14 protein-coding genes and 1 pseudogene are annotated in these 16242 nt (G+C 30.9%); 13 read left to right on the top strand and 2 right to left on the bottom strand.

What is annotated here, in order from left to right:
* Nucleotides 1-13 precede the first annotated feature (13 nt).
* From E4Z98_RS05910 to tnpA, 9 genes and pseudogenes are all read left to right on the top strand, one after another.
* Entirely contained in the window at nt 14-895 is an 882-nt protein-coding gene (locus E4Z98_RS05910; RefSeq protein WP_135253326.1) for a phosphotriesterase family protein, read from the top strand.
* A gap of 3 nt (nt 896-898) precedes the next feature.
* Complete coding sequence (locus E4Z98_RS05905) at nt 899-1990, top strand: aminotransferase class V-fold PLP-dependent enzyme (RefSeq protein WP_135253325.1); 1092 nt, start codon at nt 899-901, stop codon at nt 1988-1990.
* Nucleotides 1991-2004: 14 nt separating this feature from the next.
* Nucleotides 2005-2928, top strand: coding sequence for a GntR family transcriptional regulator YhfZ (yhfZ, locus tag E4Z98_RS05900; RefSeq protein WP_135253324.1), 924 nt, complete (start codon nt 2005-2007; stop codon nt 2926-2928).
* 11 nt (nt 2929-2939) lie between these two features.
* Complete coding sequence (locus E4Z98_RS05895) at nt 2940-3290, top strand: PRD domain-containing protein (protein WP_135253323.1); 351 nt, start codon at nt 2940-2942, stop codon at nt 3288-3290.
* Between the two features lies 1 nt (nt 3291).
* On the top strand, nt 3292-4449 hold the full coding sequence (locus tag E4Z98_RS05890) for a YhfX family PLP-dependent enzyme (protein WP_135253322.1): 1158 nt from the start codon (nt 3292-3294) through the stop codon (nt 4447-4449).
* A gap of 4 nt (nt 4450-4453) precedes the next feature.
* Complete coding sequence (locus tag E4Z98_RS05885; protein WP_135253321.1) at nt 4454-5668, top strand: phosphopentomutase; 1215 nt, start codon at nt 4454-4456, stop codon at nt 5666-5668.
* 34 nt (nt 5669-5702) lie between these two features.
* Complete coding sequence (locus E4Z98_RS05880) at nt 5703-6740, top strand: amidase family protein (RefSeq protein ID WP_135253320.1); 1038 nt, start codon at nt 5703-5705, stop codon at nt 6738-6740.
* Nucleotides 6741-7187: 447 nt separating this feature from the next.
* Nucleotides 7188-10061: an AAA family ATPase gene (locus tag E4Z98_RS05875; protein WP_167790858.1), complete on the top strand. Its 2874-nt coding sequence runs from the start codon at nt 7188-7190 to the stop codon at nt 10059-10061.
* Between the two features lie 381 nt (nt 10062-10442).
* Nucleotides 10443-10772, top strand: a pseudogene (gene tnpA, locus E4Z98_RS05870) (IS200/IS605 family transposase); the annotation flags it as partial.
* 248 nt (nt 10773-11020) lie between these two features.
* Here the strand turns inward: tnpA and E4Z98_RS10315 are convergent.
* A complete protein-coding gene (locus E4Z98_RS10315; RefSeq protein ID WP_425353664.1) occupies nt 11021-11143 on the bottom strand; it encodes a hypothetical protein in 123 nt (40 codons plus the stop codon).
* A 19-nt stretch (nt 11144-11162) separates the two neighbouring features.
* Nucleotides 11163-12068, bottom strand: coding sequence for an ISL3 family transposase (locus E4Z98_RS05860; protein ID WP_167790853.1), 906 nt, complete (start codon nt 12066-12068; stop codon nt 11163-11165).
* A 249-nt stretch (nt 12069-12317) separates the two neighbouring features.
* Here E4Z98_RS05860 and E4Z98_RS05855 point away from each other — a divergent pair, with 249 nt between their 5' ends.
* The 4 genes from E4Z98_RS05855 (at nt 12318) to E4Z98_RS05840 (ending at nt 15880) form a co-directional block, all read left to right on the top strand.
* The gene (locus E4Z98_RS05855; protein ID WP_135253273.1) at nt 12318-12536 is read left to right on the top strand and encodes an IS3 family transposase; all 219 of its coding nucleotides are present in this window, start codon (nt 12318-12320) and stop codon (nt 12534-12536) included.
* 274 nt (nt 12537-12810) lie between these two features.
* A complete protein-coding gene (locus E4Z98_RS05850) occupies nt 12811-14004 on the top strand; it encodes an ATP-binding protein (RefSeq protein ID WP_135253274.1) in 1194 nt (397 codons plus the stop codon).
* 18 nt (nt 14005-14022) lie between these two features.
* Entirely contained in the window at nt 14023-14469 is a 447-nt protein-coding gene (locus E4Z98_RS05845) for a DUF5011/hyalin repeat domain-containing protein (RefSeq protein ID WP_135253275.1), read from the top strand.
* A 583-nt stretch (nt 14470-15052) separates the two neighbouring features.
* The gene (locus tag E4Z98_RS05840; protein ID WP_167790854.1) at nt 15053-15880 is read left to right on the top strand and encodes a YitT family protein; all 828 of its coding nucleotides are present in this window, start codon (nt 15053-15055) and stop codon (nt 15878-15880) included.
* The last annotated feature ends 362 nt before the right edge of the window (nt 15881-16242 follow it).

The raw sequence follows: 16242 nt of genomic DNA, 5'->3' as shown, positions 1-16242 counted from the left end.
GGAGTGTAATTACATGGTACTAAAAAAAGGCATAACATACATGCATGAACATACCACTATCGATTTATCTCGATTAAAAAATATTGATGATACTAATTTAAATTGTTATGAAGAAACTGTAAAAGAATACAAAAAATTGTATTCTAAAGGTGTACGTAATATTGTTGATGTTACCAATATGGATATGAGAAGAAATCCTCAATATGTAGAACGAGTAGCAAAAGAAACTGGTATGAATATCGTTCAAGCAACAGGTTTTTATCAAGATAAGTTTTTACCAGATTTTGTAACTGATTATTCCATTAAAGACCTTTCTGATTTTATGGTAAAAGAAATTAATTGTGGAATTGCTGATACAAATATTAGAGCTCAAATTATTGGTGAAATTGGGACAAGTAAGAACGTCATGACTGAAAATGAACGTAAGGTGTTTTCAGCATCCGTGTTAGCTCATAAAGAAACTGGGGTACCAATTACTACTCACACGACTCTTGGAACTTATGGACATGAGCAGGTTGAGTTTTTCAAAAATCATCAGGTTGAGTTGTCAAAAGTAGTTATTGGACATGTAGATTTAACAGGTGATATTGACTATATTCTACATATGCTGGATCAAGGTGTCTATGTTGAGTTTGACACAATTGGTAAAGAAAATTATCAACCAGACAAATTGAGAACTGAAATGTTACTAGAAATTGAAAAAAGAGGCTTTACTGATAAAGTATTTCTTTCAATGGATATAACAAGAAAGTCAAATTTAGAGTATATGGGTGGCATTGGCTATTCTTACTTGTTAGATACATTTGTGCCATTGGCATTAGAAACAGGTGTTTCAGAATCGTTTATTAATAAAATGCTGGAAGATAATCCAATAGAATTTATGAATAGAGGTTAAAAAATGAATACGTATCCATTGAAAAGTTTAACTTTAGAGGAAGCGACTAATTTACAGTTTAAACTGGTAGATTCAATAACTAGGTTTTTTCCTGGAAATGAAATTCTAACACGGGGTGATTTAGGTGTAGTTAAAGGTTTAAATCAACCAATAACTACTAAAAAAACTGAAGAGACTTTAGCTCACTTTTTCGGTTGTGAATCAGCATTATTGGTACGTGGATCTGGTACTAATGCAATTAGATTAGCTTTACATAGTGCCGTTGGAACTGGTAAAACGATATTGGTTCACCAAGCACCAATTTATCCAACCACTAAAGTATCTATTGATATGTTAGGCATTAATACGATTGAGGCTAACTTTAATGATTTAAGTGAAGTGAAGCAATGTCTGAATAAACATGAGATTGACGGTGTGTTGATTCAAGTGACTCGTCAAAAAATTGATGATTTTTATGATTTAGAAGAACTTATAGGAACTATCAAATCTGTCGATAAAACAATTCCTATTGTGACAGATGATAATTACTCTGCTTTAAAAACTAAAGGAATTGGTAGTCAATTAGGAGGCAATTTAGCCTGTTTTTCAACATTTAAGTTGTTAGGTCCTGAAGGCATTGGATGTATTGTAGGCGATAAAATTTATCTTGATAAACTAAAACAAGAAAATTACTCTGGTGGTGGTCAGGTACAAGGTCATGAGGCTTTAGATGTGTTAAAAGGGCTTATTTACGCACCGGTTTCATTAGCTATTTCTTCAAAGGTTAGTGAAGAATTATGTGATAGAATTAATAAAGGAGAAGTCCCTGGATTAGAAAGTGCCTTTGTTGTTAATGCTCAATCAAAAGTTGTAGTTATCAATTTAAAAGAAAACAACGCCAAAAAAATTATTGAAGCAGCAACAACTTTAGGAGCACTTCCTCATCCGGTGGGTGCAGAATCAAAGTATGAATTTGCGCCGTTAGTCTATCGAGTATCGGGAACATTCCGTTCAGCAAATCCTCTAGCTGAGGACTCAATGATTCGGATTAACCCAAATAGAGCTGGTGTGGATACAATTATTCGAATACTTAAGAAAGCAATGAGTATTGTATAGAGAAGAGGGATCAAATGGGCAATAAGTTCTTAACAAAAAAAGGCATAATTATAAATCAACTTGCTTCAGATTTTCTACAATTAAAAAAAGGGGATAGAATGCCAAGTATTTCGGAATTTCAAGAACATTATGGTGTGGCAAGAGGAACTATTCAAACTGCAATTAAGTATTTAAAAGATGAAAAAGCGATTGCTTTGGTTAGCAGAGGGCATCTTGGTACTTTTATCGAAGAAATTAATTATCCTATTTTGCAAGAATATGCTCTTTCTGAATCTATTTTAGGAACTATGACATTACCTTACTCTAAATTGTATGAAGGTTTAGCCACTGGTATTTATGATGAATTTAGTAAACATAATTCAAAGTTAAATCTTGCTTATATTAGAGGGTCAAAGGAAAGGGTACGTTCAATATTAATGAAAACTTATCGCTTTGCTGTAGTCTCAAAATTTGCTGCCAATCAAGCGATTAACCAAGGTGAACCAGTTTGTATAACGGTTGACTTTGGTGAAAAAACTTATCTTAGTCAGCATGTTCTTTTGTTTTCTGATTCCACGAAAGAAACAATTGAAGATAGTATGCGTATTGCAATTGATTATAGTTCGTTAGATCAGCAGTTATTGACACAAGAAAATATAGTAAACAAACAGGTTGAATTGATTGAAATGCCAGGACATCAAATTATCTATTCATTAAAAGAAGGAATTATTGATGCAGGGATTTGGAATTATGACGAGATAAAGGATAAAAATCTCCATGAACTCAAGGCAGTAATGTTGAAGAACACGCTTATTGAAACAGATTTGAATACTTCTGTGATTATTTGTCATGAAGAAGATAAATCAATGCAAGCTTTTTTCAATAAAATATTTGATAAAGAAAATGTATTGAAAATACAAAAGCAAGTGAAAGATGGAGAAATTATTCCCAGATATTAAAGGAGTGCACAATGATTAAACAGAAACTAGAAATTTTAGTTAGTACAGACGTTATTAGCAAAGAGACACAAGATTATTCCTTAGAAGTTTTAGAATATTTATTGAATAAAGAGATTATTAAAGAATCTGCAGAGGCTGAAGTTTTTTTAACACATTTGGCGATGGCAGATGCTAGACGGGTTAAAAATGAAGCTGTTGCTAGTTTAGATGAGTTTATTATTTCCGATATTATGATGAATCCAAAATATGAAAAAGCAAAAGTTATTTGGTCAGAATTAGAAAAGATTAATGGAAATGAATTTGAAGAATCGGAATTAGATTATTTCTACTTACATATTATTAATATTCTTAAGGAGGATTAATATGTTTTTAGAACTGACTAAACGTAGGAATCCCAAACTTATTGAGGCAGCGTCTCAACTACATAAACAAGGATTAATCTTACCAGATACGTACGTGTTAGATTTAGATATGATTACTCACAATGCTAAGGTGATGAAGGAAAAAGCAGACAAGTATAAATTAGAACTTTTTTATATGACGAAACAGTTTGGGAGAAACCCATTAGTATCTCGGAAAATTGTTGAAGCGGGTATCAGTCATGCGGTGGTCGTTGATTTTAAAGAAGCGCTGATAATGATGGAACATAATTTGCCCATAGGTAATGTAGGTCATCTAGTTCAAGTACCCAAAAACATGTTAGAGAGAATAATTGCGTATGGACCCAAATTTATAACTGTATTTTCTAATGAAATGTTGAACAATATAAATACTGTTGCTCAAAAATTAAATAAAGTACAACAAGTATTAATCAAAGTTGTTGAGCCTACAGATGAAATATATGAAGGACAGTTTGGTGGCTATCATTTAGAGGACTTAGAAGAATTAATAGCTATAGCTAAGAAGTTAGATAATATTAAAATAGCTGGTATTACCTCTTTTCCTTGTTTTTTATTTGATGGTGAAAAAGAGTTGAAGCCCACAAATAATGTGAAAACTATTAATACAGCTAGAAATATATTTAAGAAACATGGCATCGAAGTTCAAGAACTAAATATTCCTTCAGCTACTTGTTGTACTACAATTCCACTAATCAAGGGAATACAAGGAACACAGGGAGAGCCGGGTCATGCTTTAACAGGTACTACGCCTCTTCATGCAAAATTAGATTTAGAAGAATTACCAAGTATGGTATACGTCAGTGAAATCTCACATTCTTTAGATGGTCATTCATATTTTTATGGAGGAGGGTATTACCGAAGAGGGCATCTTGAAAATATTTTAGTAATTGATAAAGATGAAAATTATTCCAAGGATACAGTAGCACCATTTGGAAATGAAAGTATTGATTATTATTTAGAAAGCAATAAAGTTCATCCAGTTGGTTCTACGGTCATCGCGGCATTTAGAACGCAAGTGTTCGTCACTAGAAGTGATGTAGCGGTTGTATCAGGTATCAGCTCGGGAACTCCAAAACTTGAAGGAATATATAACAGTTTAGGGAATTTAATTAGAAGGTGATAAAATGAGTAGATTTATCGTAATAGTTTTGGATAGTTTTGGGGTAGGTGCAATGAATGATTGTATCGAAGTAAGGCCTCAAGATATTGGAAGTAGTACTGCTGGTCACATTATTGAACAAAATATTGAAATTCAGCTACCTGTTCTTGAAAAATTAGGATTGATGAATGCATTGGGATATGAAATCGGTAAACATCATTTCAGCACAACCTCTAATTATGGAACTTCTAACCTTGCACATCATGGAGCAGATTCTTTTTTAGGGCATCAAGAAATAATGGGGACTACGCCGAAAGTTCCTTTAATTCAACCTTTCAATCAAAAAATAGATATTGTTGAAGAAAATTTACACAAGCATGGTTATAAAGTAAGACGTGTTGGAGATAAAGGAACTGAAATACTAGTTGTCAATGAATATGCTACAGTTGGTGACAATTTAGAAACAGATTATGGTCAGGTGTATAATGTAACTGCTAGCTTAGATTTAGTGAGTTTTGAAGAGTTAAAAAAAATTGGATATGCAGTTCGTGAAGTTGTAGAAGTATCTCGAGTGATTACCTTTGGAGGAGAACAAATCACGTTAGATGATATTTTAGCTGCTAGAAAAACAAAAAATAATGAGATAGCAGGAGTAGATGCACCAGAATCTGGCGTCTACAATCATGGATATCAGGTAGTTCATTTAGGTTACGGTATTGAGAAAAATGTTCAAACACCTACAATTCTTGACAAAGCTGGGATTACTGTTTCTTTCTTAGGTAAAATTGCTGATATTATTCAAACGGATAGTAAGCGACTATTTCCAGGAGTTGACTCAGAATATCTTTTTGATTGTTTGATTTCAGAAATTGAATCTATCGAAACAGGTTTTATTGCTCTTAATATTCAGGAAACAGATTTAGCGGGGCATGCTGAAGATGTTAGTAGATATTCAGATCGTCTAGAGCTTAGTGACAAACGAATAGGAGAATTATTACCATTATTAAATAAAGGTGATATATTAATTGTAATGGCTGATCATGGAAATGACCCAACAATCGGACATAGTAATCATACAAGGGAACGCGTTCCGTTATTGATTTATAGTCCAGGAGTTCAAGGGAGAATGATTGGTGAACGATTAACTTTAGCTGACGTTGGTGCCACAGTCTCAGAATTCTTTGGTGTATCATCGCCGCAAAATGGTCATTCTTTTCTTAAAAATATAATAAATAATTAGCTTGGATAATATCCAGGCTTTTTTTGGAGGAATTATGAAGAGGAGAAATAATCGTATTAAAGAATACGCTAAAAAAACATTTGTTGCAATAAGTAATCCATACAAATCAGTAATTAAAACTTACCCTAATTCTATTGATAATATTAGTGACAGTAACGGGTATTATTTTGGCACTAAGAATGTAAGTCTTATTTCTAATGACTTGATTAAAAAAATGGAAACGTTAAATTATTTTCATCATACAGTGGATAAAGCTAGTCATTCAGGAAGAGCTATAGATATTGATTTGAAAAATCCAATTACAGGTAAACCAATGACGGGTTCTTCAAGTGGTACAGCAATAAACGTATTTTTGAGAATTAATGATGTAGGAGTGGGTACGGATGGTGGAGGCTCTGTACTTGCCCCTGCTATGAGTTTAAATTTATTTGGTTTTATTCACCCAACCATAGGTAAAGATCCAAGTTTTCTTTACGAGAAAAAAATTTCAACAGATGGGATTGTATTTGCTCCTTCAATTGGGTTAATTTCAAGAGAATTATTTCATATTGAAAAATTAGTTAGTGGATTATTGGAGATTGAATCTTTTCAATCAAAATTACATAATTCGATAACCGTATTAATGGATGAACAGCTGGATGAAAAATTCATGCAAAAAAGTAATTATAAGATAGAAAAAAAGAATATGAATAATAAATATAAATATTCTAGAAAAGACTTGATTGAAGAGTTAGATTCTTATTTATCTGATTACGATATTGTGATTTCTAAAGAAGGACCAGTTGATCTTAATGGACTTGGTGATACAATTTATGGACATTTCGACAATGAAACAAAAGAAAAACAAAAACTTGCAAATAAAGGTTACATTCGTGTAGCAAATATGCTTAATGTTATTGTTTTGACAGTACCAACTAATGAGCTAAGTACTGGATATGTTATAATGGCTAAAAACAATATAGAGAATATCCAAAAAATATTTGAAATAGCTAATAAATTTCAAATAAATGAAGATGGATTGATTGAAAGTTATTTTGGAAATTTAAAAAACTATTTTGAAAGAGGTATATAAAATTAGTTAGCTAAAATTATGTTTTATATAAATATTAAAAAGGATTCAAACAACTTCTCTACCTGCAAAATTGGATTCGTTTTTGGGTACGTTTTGATTGCTATCAAGCAATATCATGTAGCAATAGTATCAGTATTTTCTAATCAGAGAGTGCTGATATTATTGTCTTTATTAGTTAATTATCTTCCAAGTTTTCATTGGAAGGTAGCGTGGGCTATTTTCTATATATACGCTCTAAACGTTGTTAAATGAACGTTTAGAGTTTTTTTTTGTCTCTTCGTCAAATGGTTTTGGATACGTTTGAGCTACAATCACATGTTTTTGAAATGCCATTAAAAATACAGTCTTGAGTATTTTAAATTTAATCGTTCCTATTTTATCGTTGCTAGTCAAATAATAATGTATGATAATCAATATAATAACAATTGTTTTTTGAGAGGGAGTATAATGATTAATTATTTACAATTATTTGATAAATGGTATCCAAATACTTATGGTTTAAAGTATTATCCAAAAGAATGTACAAAACATTATCTAAAAGAGGAGCGAGATTCTTTATACAATAAATTAACTAAGAATGAGAAACAACTAGTTAATGATCAAAAAAAATATCGATTACGTTCTGTTTTTTCTACGAAAAGGTATTTGGAAAATACAGAATGGGAATTTGATAGATTAGAGGTAGATTGGAATTATCAAAAGAAGGTAAGCAAGAATTTACGGTGCAAATGTGGTTATCCATTAAAGTATCAATACGTAATTAAATCAACTAAATCTAATCAAAAAATGGGTCTTGGAATTACTCACTTTAAGGATCATCTTAATATTTCACAAAAGGTTGCTGATGAAATAAAAAGAGGAATTAATAGAATAGATGTTTCAATGGATGAATTACTTTGGTTAAAAGACAGAAAATACGAATTTCCTGAAGATTTATGGAAAAAATATAATTTTGCTTTATATCGAAATAATTCATACAATGAACCAGTTAAATTGAATAAGACATTAGGAATAAGATTCTCTGAATTTAAACGGACAAATTTTCCGATTTTTACAGCAGATTATCAAGCAATTTTACAAGAAATAAGAAAAGTAGATTTGCATTTGATGGAATACAGTCCAAATTTAAATCCATATAGAAACGTTTTTGAATCGTTTATGCTTGATACCAAAGATAATATGGAACTGGTTCTATTTGAACCAGAAGATGATTTTAAACAGCAGTTGAAACAAAACAAAATCACAAGAAAGGAAATTGAAGCACATATTGAACTAAAATACACGCCTCAATATTTTGAACGCCTAGCTAGAAATTTAGATGGCTGGAATATAAAAAAAGAAAAAGATGTCGTGACTCGCGTGAAATCTTTTTTTAAAATGAAAAAAGTAAAGCTTGATGAAGATAAATTAATTATTGATGTTTTTACAAAGTATAAACAATATGGCTGGTCGGATAATTTTTTCTTATGTTTACCTTTAATTTATAGAACCGGATTAAAGAAAGCATCTAGTAATCTTATAAAGAAACAACCTGTCCAATCTGCAAAAGCTTCTAAAACATTAATTAATCATGAAGTAACAAAGGAATTAAATGAAGAAATCATAATGAATTCAAGAGAAGCATCCATTAATAAATTTAAAATATATCTTGATGAATTTTTAACAGCAATTGAAGATGCTAGAAGTCAAATAATAGCGAATAATATAGGACGTGAAAATTATTTTAAATTGATTGAGAGCAAGAGAGAAACTCTTTTATCGGATATTGAACTAACTAGGGAATTTATGGATGGTCATAATTTAGTAGAATTTCCCTTTATAAAGTTTGGAGATGTTTTCTTGTATTATGATTCGCAAGCAACACTGTATCAAAAAAACTTTGTTCTTCTGTCGACAAGCCATCCCAAACAGTCAATTGGTAATTTTTTAGAAAAAAAATCAATTGCTTCAATGAGGGGGATTTATGATAGTGTATGGCATGTATCATCGAACAAGATAGCATTAGGAAATAGTTATTCTTATGAAAAATTATTTAGTATCTTGGAAAAATTAAATAATGGCAAAAGTCATGTTGATATTAATGAGCAAGAAGTTTTACCTGAGAATGAATCGCTTAAAATAAATGATTCTTTAGAAGAAAAAGAAGGAATACTCGAATATATAGAAAAAACTTTTGTTTCAAAAAATATTATTCTAACAGGTCCTAGTGGTGTTGGAAAAACTTATTTAGCAAAAAAAATAGCCTCTGAAATGATTGGTATTTCAATTGAGGAGTTAAATAATCATGACCAATTTGAATTTATTCAATTTCATCAAGATTATGCTTACGATGATTTTGTTGGCGGTGCAAAATTAATAATTGATGAAGAACAAAAAATGCAGTATAGAATTAGACCAGGCATTTTCACTGAATTTTTAAATCGAGTTAATTTAAACGAAAACCATGTAAGAACAGATTTTTTTGAAGAGTCGTGGGATGCTTTTTTTGAAAAAGTTAAGAATAATTTTAAAAATACAGAAACAGCTTCTTATGAAATAAAGAATACTAGCGGGGAAGTAATTCAAATACAACCTTATTTCCAAGCAGAAAATCAAGGGGTAAGGATTAAAGGGCAAAATAGACATACCTATACTAAAGATGATTTATATCAAATATATTTAAATAATGATTCTCCTTATAAAAATAGAGAAATTGATTATTCAAAACTGATTATAGAGGAATTAAAAAGACATTTTGATTTGAATGATTATTATGACATGGGAAAAATAAGTCAACCAAAACCTTTTGTATTTGTTATTGATGAAATTGATCAAGGTAACTTTATTAATATTTTTGGAGAATTAAGTTTTGCTATGGAAAGAGAGAATAGAGGGGTAAAAGGAAAAATTATTTCAAAATATCAAAAATTATTAGGTAGAAATAATCAGCACTCATTTATTCCAGAAAATGTATACATTATTGGAACTATGAGTAGTATCAATAACTCCCAAGCGAAAAAGCAGGAATTATTTAGGAAATTTAGAGTTTTAACAGTTCCTTCAACCATGCCAGAGCAATTGGAAAAATTAGATTCATTACCTCAAGGAAAAGAAACTATTAATCGAATGCTTTCATTAAATAAAGCTATTAGTTCAACAATTGAATTAGATGAAAAACATCATATTGGTGTCGGATATTTCTTGAAAATAGAGGAACTACAAGGAGATTTTGAATTATTATGGGAAGAATATATAGAACCTGTATTAAAAAATTATTTAGGAACCACTAAAGATCATCAAAAATTATTAGTGAATTTTAAAAAAGCGTATAATAAAGTGTGAAAATTTGGAGGTTGTAATTGTTGTTTTTTAATAACGTTATGATATAAATTTCTTTAAAAAACATCTCTATTAAGCAATATCATACAGCAATAGTATCAGTATTCTCAACTCAGAGAGTGCTGATATTATTGCTTATATCATTTAATTATCTTCCAAATTTTCATTGGAGGGATCAGTGGGCTTATCCTAAACATAATATAAATCAAATAGATCGGAACACTATTAAATCAGTGTTTTGGGCTTTTTTTATATGTTTTGAAAACCACCTGCTATGCGGGTGGTTCAGGGAGCTTCCAGCGTGGTAACAAAAAAAACTCCTAAAATGATAAGATAAAGTTGGTTTCCCGACCACAACATCAAATCATTTAGGAGGTGTCTTTTATGAGAAAAGACAATCAAAGTTTATCACATACAACCTGGAAATGTAAGTATCATATAGTATTTGCACCGAAATATCGACGCCAAATCATATATGGAAAGTATAAAAAAAGTATCGGAGAAATATTAAGAGCATTATGTGACAGAAAAGGTGTAGAAATTATTGAAGCTAACGCATGTAAAGATCATATCCATATGTTGGTAAGTATTCCACCAAAAACGAGTGTCTCGGAATTTATAGGATATTTAAAAGGAAAAAGTAGTTTAATGATATTCGATAGACATGCCGAGTTGAAATATCGTTATGGGAATAGAAAATTTTGGTGTAGAGGATCAATTAACCTTATTCGAAGAATACGATCCGTTTACAGGACAAAAAAATAAGAGAAAATAAAGTGATTCTTTAAGAATCAGTGAGTAAGTGTGGTGCAAAAGGGAGACCAATCGGTAGGCCTTTTAGGCCCAGGCCGGTAAAAGAGGCTTTCAGCCGCAGAGCAAACCTCCAGTTCACACTGGAGGTTTTGATTAAGGCTCTTCGTCAAATGGTGTTGATGGCGTCTAAATCCGATAAAATTAGTTCGTTAGGTGAAGAGTTCGTTCTTCACCTTTTTTGATTTCTTTTTAGGGATTAACTGGAACATTAATCCTTGAATAATATAAATACGATCGCGTAATTTTTTGAAATGACGATAGCCATAAGAAATTCGTTTAATTAGTTTAATCTTATTGTTTAATCCCTTGTTCGTACTTGTTAAAGAAGGTTAATTTCTTTCTGAACCATAAGGGCAATTCTTGAGGTAGCTGAACCGTTTCATAAGCCAATTTTAAATCATCATTATATGTAAGTAATTCATGAATTATTTCTTGTTGAAATAATTCACGTTTGAAGAGGGAATGATAATGTTGAGACGTATTATCTAATGAATCAGTGTCTTTTAAAAGAAGCTTCCAATAGCGTTTTAAGCGGCGATATTTCTTCATATCTTCCGATTGGTGATTATGTAAGCTGTTCATTATTTTTACTCTAAATTGATTGAAAGTACGGTTAATATGTTGGACAATATGGAAACGGTCCGTCACAATTTCAGCGCACGGAAAGACGGTTTTTAGTAATTGTGCATAACTGCCATTCATATCCATCACAAGGTATTTAACTGCTTTTCTTGCTTGACGAGAAAAGGTCATGAAGTAGTTCACTAGTTTTTGTAAACGTCTGTCTTCAAGGATTTCAAACAATTCATTTCTTACGCCATCTACGCAAATAAAACTCATAGAGCCTTCACAAGATTTCATTGATTTAAACTCATCTATACATAGAATACTAGGTAAATAATTCTTATTAACGATGCGTTGTTTAGCTAGTTCTTTTTGTACGCGAAGGATTGTTGTATCTGAAACAAAATAGCAATCTTCGATATCTTTACGTGAAGAAACACGTAGTAATTCATGCATGATTTGGTATTTCAGTTCCCTAGAAATGTGGTGATTCTTTTCTACGATAGGCGTTGAGGCAATAAAAGTAGAACCGCAGGTATAACAACGGAATCTAGAACGTTTAAGCTCTAGATAAGTAAGTTTATTTCTAAAGGGTGAAAGTTGTGTTTTAGTGGTTTTATGGCCATTTTTCACAACAAGTAGGGCGATAGGTTAAAGTTCCTTTAATTTTATTAGCTTGGATAGGTTACACTTATATAGACAGAAAAAATAAGGTGTGTGACAATATAAAAAATACACTGAGGAGAAAAATACCATGTCTAATAAAAGAGAAAGAAGAACCTATTCCAAAAAATTTAAACAACAGATGGTCGATTTATACCAATCAGGAAAACCGCGTACAGAAATTATTAAAGAATATTAATTACCCCCGGTGTTTTATAAGTGTCTGAATCAACTTACAAATCATTCAAAATGAAATTTGTTTATTCTAAAAACTTTAAAACCAAACAAGAATCAGCGGTTGAACTGTTTGATTATGTGAATCGGTGGAAAAACTGGCGTCTGCACGGCGCATGGGTCTATAAAACGCCAGAGGGGTATAAAGAAGAATTTAGTGAAACTTGCTTTGAGGGTGATCACCAATATGATACTCTTCGATGAGCGATTAATATTTATATGGCTTAATCTCATCGCGAATATTTCATATTTGTAGAGTCTCAGGCTCAAGATCAATCGGGTAATAGAAAAATTGAAAAGACACCTAATAAAATTTGTTTAAAAAAGTGTTGCCATTCCAAATTTTATTGGTTATTTTCTCATCCTAGTCCGTTGTTTAAACTTCTTTAATTTATACAAAATGACATTATTTGAAGTTAACTTCAAATAATGATAAAATTAATATTAAATAGAAGTTTACTTCGAAGGAGTGATAGAGATGTTTCAAAGACCTACTTACCTTAAGCAACTTATCCAATTTAAAGATTCTGACTTCATAAAGGTTATTACAGGAGTACGCCGTTCTGGAAAGTCAGTCTTATTAATGCTTTTTAAAGAATACTTACTACAAGAAAATGTACCTGAGGATCACATCATTTACATGAATTTTGAAAGCTTTGACTATCAGACAATTACAACTGAAGAAAAATTTCGTGAAAAATTGAATGAATTAATCCCAAAAGATAATAAAAAAATTTATTTGTTGTTTGATGAAATTCAAGTTGTGGAAGGTTGGCAGCGAGTTGTTAATGGTATTCGAGTTAGTTTCGATAGTGACATTATAATTACAGGTTCAAACGCAAACATGCTATCAGGTGAATTAGCTACACTTTTAAGTGGGCGCTATATTGAAATTCCAATTTATCCATTTTCTTTTCATGAATTTTTAAGCGTAAAAGGAATTGAAGCAGATTCTCGTAGAGTAGATGCTGCTTACGATGAATACGAAAAATATGGTGGATTTCCTAGCGTTGTCATTGCAGAAGAATCCATTAAAGATACTATTTTATCTGGAATTTTTGATACAATCGTTTTAAATGATGTTGCGTTAAGAGCAGGTGTAAAAGATCCTACAGCCTTAAAATCAATCATTAGCTTTTTGTCAGATAATGTTGGTCAGTTAGTTAATGCATCAAAAATTGTGAATACTTTAAAAAGTGAAGGTGTTGAAACAACTACTCATACTGTAAATCGTTATTTAGATTTGCTTGAGAATGGCTATTTATTTTATAGAGCAAAACAATATGACATTCGAGGACGAGAATACCTTAGAACTAATGGGAAATACTTTATTGTAGACTCTGGATTACGTAGAAATGCTGTTGGCAGAAAAGACGGTAATTATAGTAATCGTTTAGAAAATATTGTTTACATAGAATTAAAGAGAAGAGGTTATACTGTAGATGTCGGAAGACTTGATAGTAAAGAAATCGATTTTGTTGCAAGAAAACTAGATGAAACTCTTTACGTACAAGTGGCATATGAATTACCAAATAATACACATGAAACGGATAACCTTTTAAATATCAAAGATAATTATAAAAAAATAGTGGTAACGGGTAGATATCATGATGTAGAGCAAGTAGACGGAATTCCAATTATTTATATTGCAGATTGGTTATTGGCAGAGTAGTCAAGTAACTTTGTTCGGGTGGTATCTAACGGCTTTGACAAGAACAAGCCAGGAAATTACATTATTACATATGAAGTAGTAGATAAACTTGGGGAAAAATATAGATTTAATAGAAAAGTTTTTGTTCTTGAAAATCCAGATAACTTATCAGGTGATACAGGAAGTAATGAGTCAGATAAGGATGGCAACGAATTGTCGGAAAACGGCCCAACAGATGGTAATGATTTATCGGATTCTGTGGGTGTTGAAGATAACTTAGAAGGAAATGAGGGGAATAATAGCTCTGATCAAGCCATGTCAAATGATTTAGAGTTTAGCGAAGTAGGTATTAAAGATAAAAATGTATTAAATGAAAATCTACCTCAGACAAATGGAAAATATAGTAATTTTGCTATATTAATCCTGAGCACGCTAGTCACATTCTTACTTGTTTTGAAAAATAAATTAAAGAAAATGAATAATTAAATTAATTATTGAAATAGCTCCTCAAAAACAAAATGCCATACAAAATGCCATTTGTTTAATTTTACATTAATATTATTGATTTTATGTTTAGACATCGTCCTTAATAAACGCTGATATTAAGCTATTTTTACTCTCTATTAGTATTGAAAAATCTAATGGAAGGCTCCGTGGGCTAGCCTATAGCATGATATAAATAGGCACTATAATAAATAGGACTGCTGATGGATTTTTCCTTCTTCAGTCCTATTTTTGTATTTAGTCAAAACAACAAAAACCATGAAATTAGCTGTCAATTATATGTCAGTTTTGATGATTAAGAAAATGAATGGATCAATTGATATAAAAAATATTAATCAACGAGCAACCGTAACGATTACATTAAAAAATAATTTAGAGAAAGTAAATGAGGAATATAAAAAGCAGTGATTACTTAATAGCTCCTTCCTTCTACAGTTTGTATAATCCCACAATTCTTGATACAATTTATAAAAAGAGGTGGTTTAATGAAGGGTGGAGGGATAAGTTTTATCAACGTTATATTAGCGGCGTTTTAAAAATCATAATTGGAAAAGAGGTTACTTCTTTGAAAAGTAAATTATTAGGTTTAAATATGATATACATGATTATTGGTACATTACTGATTGCATTTGGGATCCAGTTCTTTTTTGTTCCATTTAATATTATTGCAGGTGGGATGAATGGTATAAGTATTTTATTCTATAAGTTATTTGATATCTCTCCAGAAGTTACATTATTTTGGTCCAATTTTCCGTTACTTTTAATTAGCTTTGTATTTTTAGGCAAAAAATATACAGTTAATACAATATTATGCTCTTTTTTACTCCCACTATTTGTTAAGATGGTTAATGTATTGCCAAGTTACCAAGACAACGGACTATTAGCCGCTGTTTTTGGCGGAATAATTTCAGGTTTTGGTATTGGTTTGGTATTTAAGGGAGGAAGTTCAACAGGAGGCACCGCTGTTTTTGAGCAAATTTTCCATGATTATTTACATATTCCACTTGGATTATCAGTTTGGATAGTGGATGGTTTAATTGTATTAAGTTCATTTATCTTTTTTGATACAACGACGGGTTTATATTCATTAATTTCATTATATTTAATTGGTAAGATTGTTGATTTTGTACAGACGGGTGGCTCAGCTGCAAAAACAATTTTTATTGTCACCAAAAATGCAAGCGCATTAATTGATAGACTTTCAACGGAAGACGATATTGGTATTACTAAACTAAATAGTACAGGTGCCTTTGAAAATGCTCAAAGCATGTTATTGATTTGTACCTTAAAAAATGAAAAAATAGTCTCTGTAAAGAAAAAAATTAAAACAGTTGATGAAAAAGCATTCTGTTTTGTCATTGATACAAAAGAAGTATTAGGAAATGGTTGGTAACATTAAATCGGTCCATTAGTCATATGGTGACTTTTATAAGAACACGATTTTACAAGATGTCTGATAGAATTGAAAACTTTTCAGTTTTGTTTTGGGATAATATCGAAGATTACTTTATGGGAATACTACCGGAAGAAGTTAAAGAGTTATTTTCTAAGAAGTAATTAATGATAGTTAAATAATTGTTAGAAGAGTAAGACACAAACGTGCTTTGCTCTTTTTTTAGATTACGTTCAGCTTCCTAGTTAGACGTACTAATATGGTATAATTAATATCAAATATTATCATAAAAATGAGACTAAATAATTTAGGTGGTGAATCTATTGGCTAGAAAACCAGTTTAACAGAAAAAAATTAGAAAA

The organism is Vagococcus xieshaowenii (assembly GCF_004792515.1).
In the GTDB taxonomy this organism is placed as follows: domain Bacteria; phylum Bacillota; class Bacilli; order Lactobacillales; family Vagococcaceae; genus Vagococcus_A; species Vagococcus_A xieshaowenii.
The sequence above is the reverse complement of the archived record's forward strand: the minus strand, read 5'-3'. Positions and strand labels throughout refer to the sequence as shown.

Excerpts from the sequence above, each read along its gene's own strand:
- E4Z98_RS05910 (WP_135253326.1), top strand. The coding sequence starts at position 14 with ATGGTACTAAAAAAAGGCATAACATACATGCATGAACATACCACTATC.
- E4Z98_RS05905 (WP_135253325.1), top strand. The coding sequence starts at position 899 with ATGAATACGTATCCATTGAAAAGTTTAACTTTAGAGGAAGCGACTAAT.
- yhfZ (WP_135253324.1), top strand. The coding sequence starts at position 2,005 with ATGGGCAATAAGTTCTTAACAAAAAAAGGCATAATTATAAATCAACTT.
- E4Z98_RS05895 (WP_135253323.1), top strand. The coding sequence starts at position 2,940 with ATGATTAAACAGAAACTAGAAATTTTAGTTAGTACAGACGTTATTAGC.
- E4Z98_RS05890 (WP_135253322.1), top strand. The coding sequence starts at position 3,292 with ATGTTTTTAGAACTGACTAAACGTAGGAATCCCAAACTTATTGAGGCA.
- E4Z98_RS05885 (WP_135253321.1), top strand. The coding sequence starts at position 4,454 with ATGAGTAGATTTATCGTAATAGTTTTGGATAGTTTTGGGGTAGGTGCA.
- E4Z98_RS05880 (WP_135253320.1), top strand. The coding sequence starts at position 5,703 with ATGAAGAGGAGAAATAATCGTATTAAAGAATACGCTAAAAAAACATTT.
- E4Z98_RS05875 (WP_167790858.1), top strand. The coding sequence starts at position 7,188 with ATGATTAATTATTTACAATTATTTGATAAATGGTATCCAAATACTTAT.
- E4Z98_RS05850 (WP_135253274.1), top strand. The coding sequence starts at position 12,811 with ATGTTTCAAAGACCTACTTACCTTAAGCAACTTATCCAATTTAAAGAT.